The following is a 13523-nucleotide window of genomic DNA, read 5'->3' as shown; positions in this document are numbered from 1 at the left end:
CATGGCCCATAAATCTAAAAAATTAACCGCTAATCAAATTGTTTAGCGCCAATATAGGTTGCAAAATTGCCATCACGATAAAGAGCACAACCCCCGCCATGCTCACCACCAACATAGGTTCGAATACCCCAAGGGCAATAGTCACATTCCCCTCAAATTCCCTATCTTGGTTGTCCGCAGCCCGCTCTAACATCTGTTCTAGCTGGCCACTCTTCTCTCCCGAGGCAATCATATATAACATCATTGCTGGAAACAGCTTAGTGTTAGTCAACGCGGCGCCTAGGCTAGTTCCTTCCCGGACCCGAGCGGTGGCATCATCCACGGCAGCCCGAACCCTGACATTCTGTAAGACTTCGCTGGCGATACGCATGCCATCGAGCAAAGGTACCGAACTGGCCGATAAGATACTTAAGGTGCGGGCGAAACGCGCGGTATTTAAGCCTTTACTGACTCGGCCAATGACGGGCATTTTCAGCAAAAAACTGTGGTATTTCATCCTAAATGCCGCCGATTTCAACATCCGCTGAAACACAACGAACAGCATCACAATCGCCAGCACCAAAAACAGGCCATAATTTTGCACAAAGTCCGAGGCGGCAATCAAGAAGCGAGTCGTCGCTGGCAGTTCGGCCCCCATGTGCTCGAATTGCCCCACCACCTTAGGCACCACAGCCGCAAGTAATACCGAAATAACCCCGATAGCCACAAGCGTTAACACTATGGGATAGATCATCGCCTGCTGCAGCTTAGATTTGAGTTGTTGGCGGCGTTCGGTGTAATCGGCAAGCCGATTGAGCACGACTTCTAAGTGACCGGACTTTTCACCCGAGGCCACCATGGCGCGGTATAAATCATCAAAAATATGCGGAAATTCTGCGAGGGAGTCCGCTAGGCTATAGCCCTCTACGACCCTAGAGCGCACCGCCATAATCATGCTCGCCAGACGGTCCTTTTCACACTGTTGCCCGACCGCTTTGAGGGATTCCTCAATGGGCAAACCGGCAGCAACTAAGGTGGCAATTTGGCGGGTGATCAGTGCAAGTTCAGCGACCGAAATCCCCCGCTTAAAGAAGGCAAAACCACTGCTCTTGGCTTTAGCCTCTTTCTCGGTGACGGGGAGAATTTCCAACGGCATCATGCGCTGATCGCGCAATTGGCTGCGGGCGTGTCTAGCGGTATCCGCCTCTATCACGCCCTTGAGTTGCTTTCCCTTGGCGTCCAGCGCCTTATATTCGAATGCTGGCATAGCTTACTCCTCGCGGGTCACCCTGAGCACTTCTTCGAGTGTGGTGATGCCTGAGAGCACTTTACTCATGCCATCGTGGCGAATACTCGGTACAAACTGACGAATATATTTCTCGATCGCTAACTCACCGCGACCGCCGTGAATAAGCTCGCGCACATTATCATCCACCAGCAATAACTCGTGGATACCTGTACGGCCGCGATAACCGCTACTACCGCAGGCCTTACAGCCATTGGCACGGAAAATATGGCGTGGGTCATCTGCTGTAATTCCCAGCAACTCGCGTTCACGCTCATCGGGCACATGCTCTGTCTTACATTTTGGACATAGAGTGCGGATCAAGCGCTGGGCCAAGACACCAAGCAAGCTCGAGGATACGAGGAATGGCTCGACACCCATATCCTGCAAACGGGTAATAGCACCGGATGCGGTGTTAGTGTGCAGAGTCGAAATCACCATATGCCCCGTCAGTGACGCCTGCACCGCAATTTGCGCGGTTTCAAGGTCACGGATCTCACCTATCATCACCACGTCTGGGTCTTGACGCAAAATCGCCCGCAGACCACGGGCGAAGGTCATGTCCGCCTTAGTGTTAACTTGGGTTTGACCTATGCCTTCTAATTCATATTCGATCGGATCTTCAACGGTTAAAATGTTGGTATCTTTGGAGTTAATTTCGGTAAGACCCGCATATAGCGTCGTACTCTTACCCGAACCCGTTGGGCCAGTGACTAAGATAATGCCGTGGGGACGACGGATAAGTTCATCGAACTTCACGCGGATGCCATCCGTCATACCTAATTGTTTTAAATCAAGATTACCGGCGTTTTTATCGAGTAAACGCAGCACTACCCGCTCACCGTGGCTCGATGGCATAGTCGATACCCGCACATCCACCGCACGGCCCGCAATTCGCAGGGAAATACGGCCGTCCTGGGGCACGCGCTTCTCGGCAATATCGAGGCGCGCCATGACCTTAATCCGCGACACTAACAGTGACGACAGCTTACGGTTTGGCTTAAGTACTTCCTTGAGTACGCCATCGATACGAAAACGCACTACCAGTTGTTTCTCGTAGGTCTCAATATGGATATCCGAGGCTTCTTCTTTAATGGCTTCAGATAACAAGGCGTTGATCAGCTTGATAATGGGGGCATCATCATCGCCCTCAAGTAGATCTTCGGTTTGCGGCAACTCTTCGGCAAGGGTGAATAAATCCATCTCGTTGCCAATATCTTCCATCAGTTGCTGGGCTTCTGAGGAATTAGCCTGATAGGCCTGGGTTAACTTAGCCTCAAATTTACCCGCCTCGAGCTGCACTAAGGGTAAATCCACACCCGAATAACGGCGCGCTTCGAGCATGGCGGCCAAAGGAGTTTTAGCGGTATAAAACAAGCTCAGCTCGCCATTTTCACCATAGGCTAAAATCACCTCATGGCGATGGGCGAAGGCGAAGGGTAAGCGCTCTTTACTGCTGGAGCGAAATACCTCATCACCCTCGGCTTCAAGACCTAGCTCATTCGACACTAGGCTTAAATCCTCGACTTGGGATACTTGTATCTCACTCATTGGCTTCATCTTTCTTTTTGCTTTCATCCAGCGTCTTGAGGGTAGAGTCCGTTTTACGCATCTGGGTATCTAGGCCTTTACCTTCTTTGTAACGCTCTAAAATATCGTTCACTTCCGGTGGCAAGTATTCAGACTGGTTCCACTCCTCTAATACTGGCACTTGAGTGTCCGGCATTAGATTGACACCACGCTCCTGCTGCTCAAGCTGCAAGGCTCTGAAATAGTTATATTTGCGACCCGCGATCCCTTCCATAGTCACACCATCACGGATAATGGTTGGCTTAATAAAGATCATCAGATTCTTCTTGGTCTTCTTACTGGAAGAAGATTTGAACAGATGACCTAGGATAGGAATATCACCCAAGAAAGGCACCTTTTGCACGCTTTCCTGCACTTCTTCGTTGATCAGACCACCAAGCACCACAATTTGACCCGAATCGGCCATCACTGTGGTGGTTAAACGCCGGGTAGCGAAGGAGATATCCACGCCCGTGTTGCCATTGACACCGGAGACTTCTTGCTCGATAGCCAGTTTAACGGCGTTGCCCTCGTTAATTTGAGGCACCACTTTAAGCTTCACCCCAACCTCTTTCCGCTCAACGGTTTGGAATGGGTTACTGTTGTTCGAGCTAGCAGTTGACCCCGTCAGGATAGGGACTTCATCACCGACGATAAACGAGGCTTCTTGGTTATCTAAGGTAGTGATAGAAGGCGTTGCGAGTACGTTAGAGTTAGTGTCACTCGAGACGGCCTGGATCAGCGCGCCAAAGTCACCCATGGCCACACCCCAAGCCATACCGTTAACTTTACCCAACGCTTGGGCTAGCAGGGTGATATCACCCTTAGTATCCGGATTCGTTGTCGTGACAGGATTACCATTACCATCGATAGTCGTGACTGTATCCCCATCTTCTCCCTGTGCCTGCCAGATACCCGCGCCGATTTCGCCTATGGTTGGACCTAGGTTATTAAACTGAGTACCGCCACCGGCTTTCGAGGCCCATTGCACACCAAAGCCAACGTTATCCCCCTCGGCGACTTCCACGATAATGGCTTCAACCAGTACCTGGGCACGACGAATATCGAGCTGGTTGATCACACTTTCTATGGTACGCATTTGATCTGGCTCGGCACTGATCACCAGAGCATTGGTATCGGTATGCGCCATAATGTTGATTTCATTGCGGCGTTTAGCTCCAGCCTGGGCGCTTGGATCTTTTTCACCTTCCAGTTTTTGCGCAAAACCGGTCAGCACTTCAACTAAATCTTCCGCCTTGGCATAGCGTAAATAACGTACCTTAGTATTGCCTGTGCTCGCCTGCTCGGCATCGAGGCGGTGGATAAGCTCAACCACACGCTGGCGGCTCTTTTCATCGCCACTCACCACAACGGCGTTAATACGCTCATCCGCGACCACCTTTGGCGCTTGACCGGGTAATTGCGATTGGTTCGCCGTTGCACGGTAGAGGGTATCGATAATCCGTACCATCTCACCGGCAGAAGCAAACTCTAACGGCACCACTTGTACCGAGGTATCGCCCTGTTTATCCACGCGGCGAACAATTTCCACTAACTTATTCACCACGGCGGCACGGCCGGAGAGCATCAACACGTTTGACGGATCGTAGTTAACTACGTTGCCGCCACCGGCGTTATCGTTTAACTGACGCAGCAGCGGCGCGAGTTGCTTCGCCTCTGTGTTATACAGCGCCACAATACGGGTCACCATTTCATCCCCAAGGCCAGGGTCGTTGTCGTTGGCAACACGGATAGCAGCGGTTTTAGCGTCTTTGTCTTTGATGACCTTAATGACGTTATTTTCCATCTCGACTATGGCATAGCCGTAGACCTGCAGGACGTTGAGGAAAAATTGGTAATACTGTTCATCGTTCAGCAAGTCGTAACTGCGCACGTTGATTTTGCCGCGTATCGTTGGGTCAACAATAATGGTCTTATTCAGATTTTTACCAACGATGTTGATAAATTCTTGGATATCGGTGCCTTTAAAGTTGGCCGCATATTGTTCGGACCAAACAAATTGGGAGGTAAACATGGCGGCGCCCGCCACAACTCCGGCAATCAGTTTGCGTCGAATCCTTTTGTTATTCATTATTTTACTTTCCTCTAACGCGTGTTATTGCGGCAAACTAAACATGATTTCAACCAATTGTCCTTCCCGCTCAACCATAATGGAAACTTCAGTTAGCTCAGGTAATTGGCTCATCATTTCTAATGCCTGACTCATCACGGTCAGGTCATATCCATTAATCGATTTAGCTAAGTCATTGGCTTTAAAGCCTGCTTGTTTAAATAAATTGACATCTTTGCCGGGGTTCAGACGATAGCCGACCACATTTTCACCCTGTTTTACCGGAGAAATGGCGATGTAATCGGTAATTTTACTGGGGTCGGCCAATAGCTCGCTGCGGGATTCGGCCAACTCTTGGGAGATTTCTGCATTTTTACGCTGATCGACACGGCTGGCGACTTCAACTTTATCGCCCTTGGCTTTTTGTAACTGCTGATTGGCGGGGCTTTGACTGGTATAGACTAGACCGTCGAGCATCAAGGTCTCATAGCGGCCTGCGTTAGTGATAATAATACGGTCGGCGTAGACTTCTTTGAGTGAGGCTGAGGTGCCTTTAATCTTATCGCCAAGGCTGTAGGTTTCTTGACTGCCACTGGATTCGATAATGGCGAGGCCCTTTTGATCGGCCGTCGAAGCCACCACACCCGTTAACTGGATAGACAGGGTCGTCTTAGGTGCATCGGTCACAGTTTCAACGACTTCAGCCTTAGGTTGCTCGGATTTAGGCGCGGCAGTGCCGAAGAGTCCCAGTTGCTGCAGAGCGGCGAGATCGACTTGCCCAGCCCCTTTTCCAGTCGTCACGGCCGTCGGGGACCAAGCGCTTGGGGATGAGGTTGTCGGTACGAGTTTCCATGTAATTTGCGCGGCTAACAGTAAACTCGCCACTAAACCTAGCCAGAAAACAAACTGGCTCAATGGCTTATGTGGGATACCGGCGGCTTTCGCGATAACTTTATCTAATAAATCCATATTTATGTGGACCCTCAATACAGGTCTCTATTCTGATTAGGTAATAATAATGCCCGCCACATGCTAACCTAGGCTGCATTTGGCAACAACCCCATAACAGTATTGCAATTGGCGAAAATTGCCCAATTATGCTAACTTTGCCCGCCTTAAAAGGGTGTGAAGCATGCCTCCCTTTAACATAATAGAAATGCGACTCACGCATTTTATTACTCAGCATGTGAACTCATCGATCTTTTATCTTGGAGACACTATGACGCAAAGTGCTAGCGACAACACCAGTGTTCGACTCGACAAATGGCTGTGGGCCGCGCGTTTTTACAAAACCCGCGCCATTGCCAAGGAAATGATCAATGGCGGCAAAGTACATTACAACGGCGCGCGCGCCAAATCTAGTAAGAATGCCGAGATAGGTGCCGTCCTTAAGATACGCCAGGGATATGACGACAAAGAGATCGTCATAAAAAAATTATCAGAATTGCGCCAAAGTGCGTCAATTGCGCAAGAATTGTACGAAGAAACGGCAGCCAGTGTGGCAAAACGCGCGGTAAACGCCGAAGCGAGGCGATTGAACATACTCAATAATCCTGCGCCAGACCATAAACCGGATAAGAAGCAACGACGTCAGCTCATTCGGTTTAAAGACTTCTAGGCTTTAAAAGTTACTCAATAGTGAGACACAAGATGAACCAAGATATTTTACACCGCTACCTGTTCGACAATGCCGATGTGCGTGGCGAACTGGTACAACTGCAAGACAGCTATCAACATGTGATAGGTTCACATGCTTATCCCCCAGTGCTACAGGTTTTGCTCGGCGAGTTGATGGCCGCGACCTCATTGTTAACCGCCACCTTAAAGTTCAGTGGGGATATCAGTGTTCAGTTACAGGGAAATGGCCCAGTGTCACTGGCGGTGATCAACGGAAATAACCTGCAACAACTCCGCGGCGTGGCACGCTGGGATGGCGCATTAGCCGATGACGCTAACCTTGCCGATCTCTTTGGCGAAGGCTATATGGTAATCACCCTCACGCCAGATGAAGGTGAGCGCTATCAAGGGGTTGTGGCATTAGACAAGCCCACATTGGCCGCCTGTGTTGAGGAATACTTCAATCAATCTGAGCAGTTGCCTACCTCACTCTGGTTATTTGCTGACGGTAAACAAGCGGCGGGGATGTTCCTACAAATTCTGCCAAGCCAAGAAGATCACAACCATGACTTCGAGCATTTGAGCCAGTTAACCTCGACCATTAAAGCCGAAGAGTTATTCACTTTAGAGGCGCAGGACGTATTACACCGCTTGTATCATCAGGAAGAAGTGCGCCTATTCGACCCTATCGAGGTGAGCTTTAAGTGCACTTGTTCACGGGAGCGCAGCGCCGCGGCAATCAAGACTCTCGACCGCGCCGAAGTTGAAGCCATTCTGGCCGAAGATGGCAATGTCGCTATGGGTTGTGAATACTGCAACGCAAACTATGTGTTCGATGGCATAGATATAGCGGCAATATTCGCCAACGGTCAATCGGCAAATACCCAACAGTAATCAATAGATTAATTAAAAATGGGCACATTTTTGTGCCCATTTTTTTATTCCGCAGCGATCTAGCTCACACTTTACTCCCCGCTTAGGCTACAATCGCCACACTTTGTCCCAGAGCGTGACTCGGGTGATAAATAAACAAATCGGCAGACGATCGATAATAAAAATAACCTTATAAATACAAATACATGGAGACCTCACTATGGCAGATGGATTACACCGCGTTCACTACAACCCTTCAACAGCACAACTGGTCGAATTTGCCCTGCTACGCGGCGAAGGTGAATTGACCGCCAATGGCGCATTAGTCGCAAAAACAGGGGCACGCACAGGCCGTTCACCCGGCGATCGTTTTATTGTAAAAGAACCCGGTTCGGCAGCCGATATCGAATGGGGCCCAGTTAACCAAGCATTTGATGCGGGTGCCTTTGAAGGTTTATGGGCGCGGGTAGAGGCCTTCCTCGCCGATAAAGAGCTGTTTGTCTCCGACCTCGAAGTGGGTGCAGATGCAGAACACTATCAGCCAGTAAGAGTCACCACTCAATACGCTTGGCATCAACTGTTTGCCCGCAACCTTTTTATCATTCCAGAAGAATTTAACCGCCAAGATAAGCCCGTATGGCAAATCATTAATGCCCCTGACTTTGTCTGCGATCCAACGCGCGACGGCACCAACTCAGAGGCGGCGGTGATCTTAAACTTCGCCGAACGCAAAGTGCTGCTCGCGGGCCTGAAATACGCCGGCGAAATGAAAAAGTCTATGTTCTCGGTGCAGAACTTCCTGCTACCCGCCCAAGGTGTGCTCCCTATGCACTGCTCGGCCAACGTAGGTAAAGATGGCGACACTACGCTATTTTTCGGCCTATCTGGCACGGGTAAAACCACGCTATCGGCCGATCCAAAACGTTTCCTGATTGGTGACGATGAACACGGCTGGGCACCGGGCGGCGTATTTAATATCGAGGGCGGTTGCTACGCTAAATGTATCGATTTAAGCCAAAAAAATGAGCCCGTGATTTGGGATGCGATTCGTTTCGGCACTGTGCTCGAAAACGTCGTGATGGATGAACATCGCGTGCCAAACTACAAAGACGGCAGCCTGACGGAAAACACCCGCGCGGCCTACCCGCTAGAGCATATCGCCCAGCGTAAAGAAGATAACCGTGGCGCCGAGCCCCATGCGGTAGTGTTCTTAACCTGCGACGTGTCTGGCGTATTGCCACCGGTTTCTATCCTGAGCAAAGAGCAGGCGGCGTACCACTTCTTGTCGGGTTATACCGCCAAGGTGGGTTCGACTGAAATCGGCTCAACCTCGGCCATTCAATCGACCTTCTCAACTTGCTTCGGCGCGCCTTTCTTCCCTCGCCCTGCAGGCGTGTATGCTGAACTGCTCATGAAGCGCATTGAGTCCTTCGGCAGCCAAGTGTACTTAGTCAACACTGGCTGGACAGGCGGTCCGCATGGCGTTGGTAAGCGTTTCGATATTCCAACGACCCGCGCTATCGTCGATGCGATTGTCAGCGGTGAGTTGAAAGATGTTGAAACCGTCCACTTAGACACCTTGAACCTTGCCGTTCCTGTCGCTGTGGCGGGTGTGGATAGCAATTTACTCAATCCAATGAATACCTGGAGCGATAAAGCGCTATACGCCGAATATGCTCAAAAACTGGCCGAAGCTTTTACAAAAAACTTCGCTAAGTATCAAGTATCCGACGCTATCCGCAACGCAGGCCCCAAAGCATAAGCACTTAAACTGCAGAATTATAAGTAAAAAAAGCGCCGATCCAGTAATGGATCGGCGCTTTTTATTGGGCGTGAATATCGTACTTTTTTAGGTGATTTACCCGCATTTATCTCTTAAAAAAACGAAAGAAATTTAATTTTAGGTTGAATTTTTGTCTCTAAAACGTCTTAATAGATAGCTGGTGCGCATATTATGTTAGCGCTATTTCTTTCCCTAATTCACATTTAAAACTAAGGAGACATTATGTCAGCGGTACATGCTGCAGATGAAAATCCCATCTCACAGGCTATAGGTTCCCTCTGGGAACACCTCACCGAATCCATTCAATATTTCTGTTTATATGCCCTGTTAAGTACCTACCTCTTAGTCATTTTGAAACAGTGTTTCATTAGCGATAACAAAGCACTAGGAGGAGATGATCGATGAACTCCCTCTCTTACGTTTCATTGGCTATTTACTTTATTGCCATGCTCGCTATTGGTTTGTTCGCCTATCGCAAGTCGACCGATGATGTATCCGGCTATATTTTGGGTGGCCGCCAAGTCAGCCCGCAGGTCACTGCACTCTCGGCCGGCGCCTCGGATATGAGTGGCTGGATGCTGATGGGACTACCCGGCGCTATGTTTCTCGTTGGGTTTGAAACCCTCTACATCGCCCTCGGATTATTAATCGGTGCTCTAATCAATTATCTGGTAGTAGCCCCTAAATTGCGGGTCTATACTGAGGTCGCAGATAACGCGCTGACTATTCCTGAGTTCTTCGCCAAACGCTTTGGTCAGGCCGATAACAGTATTCGCATTATTGCCGCGGTGATCATAGTGATCTTTTTTACCCTCTATACCTCGGCGGGTTTAGTCGCGGGCGGTAAATTATTCGAATCCGCCTTTGGGCTGAACTACGATATCGGCCTAGTCGTTACCTTAGCCGTAGTAGTGTCATACACCCTGCTGGGGGGATTTTTAGCCGTCAGCCTCACCGACTTTGTGCAAGGCTGCATTATGTTTGTCGCCTTAATCTTAGTGCCTTTCGTGGCCTATCAAGAATTTACCAGCGCAGATCGCATGATGAACTTTGCCTATCAGTCGATCCCGCATTTTACCGATGCCATGCAAAATGTAACGCTGCTTGGGCTAATCTCTAGCCTCTCCTGGGGGCTTGGGTATTTCGGCCAGCCGCACATTATTGTGCGCTTTATGGCGATCCGCTCGGTTGCCGACATTAAAACCGCGAGACGCATCGGCATCAGTTGGATGACAGTGACCATTATCGGCGCCTTAGCGACGGGATTAGTCGGTATCGCCTACGCCAATAAATTTGGGATGAAACTGTCAGACCCTGAAACCATCTTTATCGTGTTTTCAGAGTTACTGTTCCACCCCTTGGTCAGCGGCTTCCTTCTGGCAGCGATTTTAGCGGCGATTATGAGCACAATTTCATCGCAGCTATTAGTCTCTTCGAGTTCGTTGACCGAAGATATTTACCGCACCCTCTCGAAGAAAGACGCGAGCGAAAAAGAGATGGTGAAAATGGGTCGTTACGGGGTTGCTGGTGTGGCGATAGTGGCTACCTTGCTGGCGCTCGACCGCTCTAACAACATCCTCTCCCTGGTGAGTAACGCTTGGGCAGGTTTTGGCGCCGCCTTTGGTCCGCTGGTATTGTTTAGTTTGTATAAAGCGAACCTCACCCATAAAGCGGCGATCGCGGGCATTATCTCGGGCGCATTCACGGTACTCTTTTGGATTTACGCGCCAGTGCTGGCCGACGGTAAGACCTTGAGCAGCTTAGTGTATGAGATGATCCCAGGCTTCGTGGTGAGCAGCACTGTTATCTACCTCGTCAGCCGATTCGATACCGATCCTTGTCCTAAAACCACCCAGCAATTCCATCAGGCCGGTCGTGTATTGGCCGAGGAAAGCTAAGGAGGCGTTATGACAGACTCTCCCCGTAAACGTATCGTCGTCAAAGTGGGGAGCGCCTTAATCGCGCCCCACAAGCAAGGTTGCAGTAGCCATTATCTCTTGGGCATCGCGCAGTTTATTACCTACTGCCGCGTCCAAGGGATACAAGTGGTTTTGGTTTCATCCGGCTCGGTTGCCGCCGGGTGGCATCATTTTGGTACTGACGAAAAACCCAGCGTGACAGTTAAGAAAGCCATGGCGGCAGCGGGTCAGGCGGATATGATGGCGACGTGGAATAAGCTATTTGATTTTCCGACCGCCCAATTGCTGCTGACCCATGGCGATTTACGTAATCGCGAGCGTTATATCAGTATTCGAGACACCATTTTTAGCCTGCTCGAACACGGTTTAATGCCGATTATCAATGAGAATGACGCCGTGACCGCCGACAAACTTAAGGTTGGCGATAACGATAATCTCTCGGCCATGGTGGCGGCTGCGGCCGATGCCGATACCTTGATCATTTGCTCGGATGTGGATGGGCTCTATGATCAAAATCCCCACGAGCATCCCACTGCCAAATTGATCAAGCAAGTGACTGAAATCAATGCCGAGATCTACGCCATGGCGGGAGGCGCCAGCAGCGATGTTGGCACGGGTGGTATGCGCACTAAGATCCAAGCCGCTGAGAAAGCCATCTCCCATGGCATTGAGACCTTTATTATCAATGGCTTTAATGCCGACTCCTTTAGCCAACTGCTAAAGGGGCAAAATCCGGGCACCCTCTTTACCCCCTACGAGAAACCGATGCAGGAACATTTGCATTGGATGACCCACACCTCGCAAGCGCAGGGCGAAGTGATCGTCGAGGATGATTTTAATCTCGCACTCGATCAGCATAGCGAGCAGCTAACCAGCGATGATGTGGTTGAAGTAAAAGGGGATTTTTCAGTAGGCGACACCATTCTAGTGCGTAAAGGCGATGGCACTAAGTTGGCGAAAGCCAAATCCAACTACAGCAGTTGCCTACTGAGCTTTATTACCGAGCAGGATGATCAGGCGTTTGCCAGTGAATTCCAGCAAAAAACCGGACCGATTATTTCCGATAAGAATATCGCCATTCTTAAATCCATTGGAGTGGATAAACTATGAGCCTAATCAAACAAATATCTGCCGATGCCGCCCATGCGGCCCGCACACTCGCCCAACTCGATGAGTCGTTAAAAAATACCGTTTTACTGGATATGGCGCGCTTATTAAGGGAAAAAACCTATGATATACAAAGTGCGAACCTGATTGATGTGCACCGCGCAACACAGGACAACCTAAGTCCTGCCATGGTCGATCGCCTCACCTTAAACCAAGATCGCATCGAGGCCATGGCGCAAGGGATAGAAACCATCGCCGCCCTGCCCGATCCCGTTGGCCGCGAGCGTTATATAGGAAAACGGCCAAATGGCTTGTCGATCAGCAAGATGCGTGTGCCACTCGGCGTGGTGTGTATGATTTATGAGGCGCGCCCGAATGTCACCGCCGATGCCGGCGCATTGTGCTTTAAATCCGGTAATGCGGTGATCCTGCGTGGCGGTAAAGAAGCACTGCACACCAGCCAAGTGATAGCCAACATTTTACAGGCGGTACTGACTGCCTATGGCTTACCTAAAGCACTTATCAGCGTGATCCCAAATCCTGACCGCGCCCTGATGTTAGAGCTGATGCAACAGCGGGAGTTTATCGATGTGATCATCCCCCGAGGTGGCGAAGGACTGATTAATTATGTGACTGAAAACAGCAGCATTCCGGTTATTCAACACTTTAAGGGCGTGTGCCATTTATATGTGGATAAAGACGCCAATCAAGATATCGCCTTGGATTTGCTGCTCAATGGCAAAACCCAACGCACGGGAGTGTGCAATGCCCTCGAAGGCTTGTTAGTGCATAAGGATATCGCGCCGCGATTCCTGCCCCGTGTCGCCAAAGCACTGGCGGAGCATCAAGTTAAGATCAATGCTTGCCCCCAAGCCGCCGCGTATTTCGACGCCTGCACTTATATGGCAGAAGAGGATTTTGGCCAAGAATACTTGGACTTAGAGATAGCCATTCGCCAAGTCGACAGCTTTGAAGTCGCCACCCAACATATCGACAAGTTTGGCAGCCATCATACCGAGGTGATTTGCACCGACAATGAACTCACCGCCGCCCGCTTTCAACGCACAGTGGATGCCGCAGTGGTGATGGTCAATGCCTCATCGCGTTTTTCCGATGGCAGCGAACTCGGCCTCGGCGCCGAAATCGGCATAGCCACCACTAAGCTACATGCCTACGGCCCCATGGGACTCGAAGCCCTAACCACGGAAAAGTTTTTAGTTTCAGGCACAGGGCAGATTAGGGCTTAGCGATTATTAGCAGAACGGGATTTACTGATTGTGAGCCCTGCAAATGATTAAGCACTGGCATTCCAGTGACACG

10 protein-coding genes are annotated in these 13523 nt (G+C 50.1%); 6 read left to right on the top strand and 4 right to left on the bottom strand.

The window, feature by feature from the left end; translation table 11 throughout:
• Window positions 1-22: 22 nt before the first annotated feature.
• From gspF to gspC, 4 genes are read right to left on the bottom strand one after another with little or no spacing between them, the layout of a single operon-like run.
• The gene (gene gspF / locus JFT56_RS00580) at window positions 23-1246 is read right to left on the bottom strand and encodes a type II secretion system inner membrane protein GspF (protein ID WP_198781863.1); all 1224 of its coding nucleotides are present in this window, start codon (window positions 1244-1246) and stop codon (window positions 23-25) included.
• A 3-nt stretch (window positions 1247-1249) separates the two neighbouring features.
• The gene (gene gspE, locus JFT56_RS00575) at window positions 1250-2815 is read right to left on the bottom strand and encodes a type II secretion system ATPase GspE (protein WP_198781862.1); all 1566 of its coding nucleotides are present in this window, start codon (window positions 2813-2815) and stop codon (window positions 1250-1252) included.
• Complete coding sequence (gspD, locus tag JFT56_RS00570) at window positions 2808-4925, bottom strand: type II secretion system secretin GspD (protein ID WP_198781861.1); 2118 nt, start codon at window positions 4923-4925, stop codon at window positions 2808-2810. Before gspD ends, gspE begins: the two co-directional genes overlap by 8 nt.
• A 24-nt stretch (window positions 4926-4949) precedes the next feature.
• Entirely contained in the window at window positions 4950-5873 is a 924-nt protein-coding gene (gspC, locus tag JFT56_RS00565; RefSeq protein WP_198781860.1) for a type II secretion system protein GspC, read from the bottom strand.
• Between the two features lie 250 nt (window positions 5874-6123).
• On the opposite strand from gspC, the gene hslR reads away from it, so the two are divergent.
• The 6 genes from hslR to JFT56_RS00535 all read left to right on the top strand — a co-directional run bounded on the left by hslR (window position 6124) and on the right by JFT56_RS00535 (window position 13450).
• Window positions 6124-6522 carry a ribosome-associated heat shock protein Hsp15 gene (gene hslR, locus JFT56_RS00560; protein WP_198781859.1) on the top strand — a complete coding sequence of 133 codons (399 nt, stop codon included), beginning with the start codon at window positions 6124-6126 and terminating at the stop codon, window positions 6520-6522.
• 32 nt (window positions 6523-6554) lie between these two features.
• Entirely contained in the window at window positions 6555-7415 is an 861-nt protein-coding gene (gene hslO, locus JFT56_RS00555) for an Hsp33 family molecular chaperone HslO (protein ID WP_198781858.1), read from the top strand.
• A 199-nt stretch (window positions 7416-7614) separates the two neighbouring features.
• Complete coding sequence (locus tag JFT56_RS00550) at window positions 7615-9156, top strand: phosphoenolpyruvate carboxykinase (RefSeq protein WP_198781857.1); 1542 nt, start codon at window positions 7615-7617, stop codon at window positions 9154-9156.
• A 422-nt stretch (window positions 9157-9578) separates the two neighbouring features.
• Complete coding sequence (gene putP / locus JFT56_RS00545) at window positions 9579-11075, top strand: sodium/proline symporter PutP (RefSeq protein ID WP_198781856.1); 1497 nt, start codon at window positions 9579-9581, stop codon at window positions 11073-11075.
• A gap of 9 nt (window positions 11076-11084) precedes the next feature.
• The gene (gene proB / locus JFT56_RS00540; protein WP_198781855.1) at window positions 11085-12206 is read left to right on the top strand and encodes a glutamate 5-kinase; all 1122 of its coding nucleotides are present in this window, start codon (window positions 11085-11087) and stop codon (window positions 12204-12206) included.
• Window positions 12203-13450, top strand: a complete 1248-nt coding sequence (locus tag JFT56_RS00535) for a glutamate-5-semialdehyde dehydrogenase (protein WP_198781854.1) — start codon at window positions 12203-12205, stop codon at window positions 13448-13450. Before proB ends, JFT56_RS00535 begins: the two co-directional genes overlap by 4 nt.
• The last annotated feature ends 73 nt before the right edge of the window (window positions 13451-13523 follow it).

The organism is Shewanella putrefaciens, assembly GCF_016406305.1.
GTDB lineage: Bacteria > Pseudomonadota > Gammaproteobacteria > Enterobacterales > Shewanellaceae > Shewanella > Shewanella putrefaciens_C.
This window is presented reverse-complemented; position numbering and strand designations above follow the sequence as displayed.

Excerpts from the sequence above, each read along its gene's own strand:
- hslR (WP_198781859.1), top strand. The coding sequence starts at position 6,124 with ATGACGCAAAGTGCTAGCGACAACACCAGTGTTCGACTCGACAAATGG.
- JFT56_RS00550 (WP_198781857.1), top strand. The coding sequence starts at position 7,615 with ATGGCAGATGGATTACACCGCGTTCACTACAACCCTTCAACAGCACAA.
- putP (WP_198781856.1), top strand. The coding sequence starts at position 9,579 with ATGAACTCCCTCTCTTACGTTTCATTGGCTATTTACTTTATTGCCATG.
- JFT56_RS00535 (WP_198781854.1), top strand. The coding sequence starts at position 12,203 with ATGAGCCTAATCAAACAAATATCTGCCGATGCCGCCCATGCGGCCCGC.
- proB (WP_198781855.1), top strand. The coding sequence starts at position 11,085 with ATGACAGACTCTCCCCGTAAACGTATCGTCGTCAAAGTGGGGAGCGCC.
- gspE (WP_198781862.1), bottom strand. The coding sequence starts at position 2,815 with ATGAGTGAGATACAAGTATCCCAAGTCGAGGATTTAAGCCTAGTGTCG.
- hslO (WP_198781858.1), top strand. The coding sequence starts at position 6,555 with ATGAACCAAGATATTTTACACCGCTACCTGTTCGACAATGCCGATGTG.
- gspF (WP_198781863.1), bottom strand. The coding sequence starts at position 1,246 with ATGCCAGCATTCGAATATAAGGCGCTGGACGCCAAGGGAAAGCAACTC.
- gspD (WP_198781861.1), bottom strand. The coding sequence starts at position 4,925 with ATGAATAACAAAAGGATTCGACGCAAACTGATTGCCGGAGTTGTGGCG.
- gspC (WP_198781860.1), bottom strand. The coding sequence starts at position 5,873 with ATGGATTTATTAGATAAAGTTATCGCGAAAGCCGCCGGTATCCCACAT.